The organism is Metabacillus herbersteinensis, from assembly GCF_042433335.1.
Taxonomy (GTDB): domain Bacteria; phylum Bacillota; class Bacilli; order Bacillales; family Bacillaceae; genus Metabacillus; species Metabacillus herbersteinensis.
Window position 1 is genome coordinate 1 of the sequence record NZ_JBHLVO010000080.1, and the last position, 1,741, is coordinate 1,741.

Here is a 1,741-nt window from a genome sequence, read left to right on the forward strand (position 1 = left end):
TTTCCATAAACAAAAACTTGCGATAATTACCAACTCCACTTGGTCCTAAGAAAACAATGTTTTCTTTTCGCTCTAAGAAGCGAAGAGACGTAAAATCAAGGATTTGCTGTTTGTTTATCGATGGCTGAAAGTCGAAATCAAAATCCTTAACTTCTTTTAAATGTGGGAAAGCTGCGACTTTAACCATGGACGTAATCATATTCTTCTCTTTCATCTCAATCTCGTAACCTGTTAATTTAAGTAAGGTATCGACAAAAGATAATTGATTATGTGCCATATAATCAATCGTATCATCCAAATGAACCATCATCTGCTTCATTTTTAAATAGTCTAGATTCTGAACTAGTTTGATGTAACTGCTTTTCATTTCGATACACCTCCCCAATAGCCTCTAAGTTCTTCTTAGCTAACTCATCAATATTCACAGTACGAGGCAATCCTTTAGATAATGTATCTAGGTAATGTTCTGGCTTATAATTAATTTTTGTTTGACTTATATGATGTTCGACAAGTAAATTCATGTTATAATGCACGTATAAATGGTCATCGTACACTTGTAAACCTACGGTTTTCCCTTTGTATCCAGCTGGAACTGAATACTGGTTAGACTTGTAGGATATCATGTTGGAAGTATTGACTTTCACAAGCGTATGATTGATTTTGTAAAGATCTCTTAGTTGTTTCCGTGGTAAGGGGACTAAGTGATCTTTTTCTTTTTCTAAAGCTAAAACAGGTATTTTTCCAGTGCCCTGATGATAACTATTATTAATACGATTACATAGTTTTTGGACAAAATGATGGAGTTCCTCATAATTGAATTTCCCTTGATACGCATGAATCTCGTCTAGCAATTTCATCGGGGCCTCAACTTTAGCTTTTGTTCTTGGCCTCCCTGCGATACATGGTTTCACTTCAAAACCACAATCCTTTGAAAATTGTTCAAATCGCTTATTTACTACCCCCTTTTTATACTCTGTTCGAGCGTCATCCATTACGGTTTTCATATTGTCTGTCAAGATCGTTTTTGGAATTCCCCCAATCGCTTCAAAGCTCTCCATTAAAAACGACATTAAAACACTTTGTGATTTCGAAATTGAAAGATGATAGGTTCGAAATCTTGAGAATGATAGTAAGAGGACACAAACATTTATACTCACTATTTCTCCGTCTTTTGTGATGTAACGGATATCCTCTTTCCAATCCAACTGTGCTTGCTCAGCTGGTGGTGTTTCAAAACGGATAATAGGATTGTTTGGCTTACTTCCCTCATCAGAATCGAAATAATTTTGAAACTCAGGTCTTTTTGAAATGTAGGACCGAAAGGTGGATTGAGAACAATCTAAATGGTGATTATCGGTTAAATATTGCCACAAAACCCTTTTATAATAGAACCGCTGCTTGGATTCTTTTGAGAGAAGTAAAGAGATGGTTGGATAATATTCATCAATTTTAGATGAGCGTGTACGAGTGACTTTAGCAGTGATGCCTTTCAGGTATCTATCAATGGTTCTTCGATCTACTCCCATTTCACGTGCTAACATGCTTTTGTTAATTTTCATTTTTAGATTCTCCATTAGAATTTTTAATTTTGATAAGTCTGTAAGACTATTAACCTCAAGATTGGTAGTTACATCGACATTAAAATACATAATATTCACCTCTAGAATATTATGAAGGTATGTCACCGAATCTGTACATCCTTAAGCAATCATTTATGTACATTCTTATGCTAGCATTTATA

Annotated in this window: 1 protein-coding gene and 1 pseudogene; both read right to left on the reverse strand. The window is 34.8% G+C overall.

Going from position 1 to position 1,741, the window contains the following annotated elements; all coding sequences use genetic code 11:
* Positions 1–367: ATP-binding protein (locus tag ACFFIX_RS27695; RefSeq protein WP_378939879.1), on the reverse strand; the 367-nt coding region annotated here is incomplete at its 3' end.
* Positions 360–1,649: pseudogene (istA, locus tag ACFFIX_RS27700) on the reverse strand (IS21 family transposase); the annotation flags it as partial. The pseudogene istA and the gene ACFFIX_RS27695, both read right to left, overlap by 8 nt.
* Positions 1,650–1,741 lie beyond the last annotated feature (92 nt).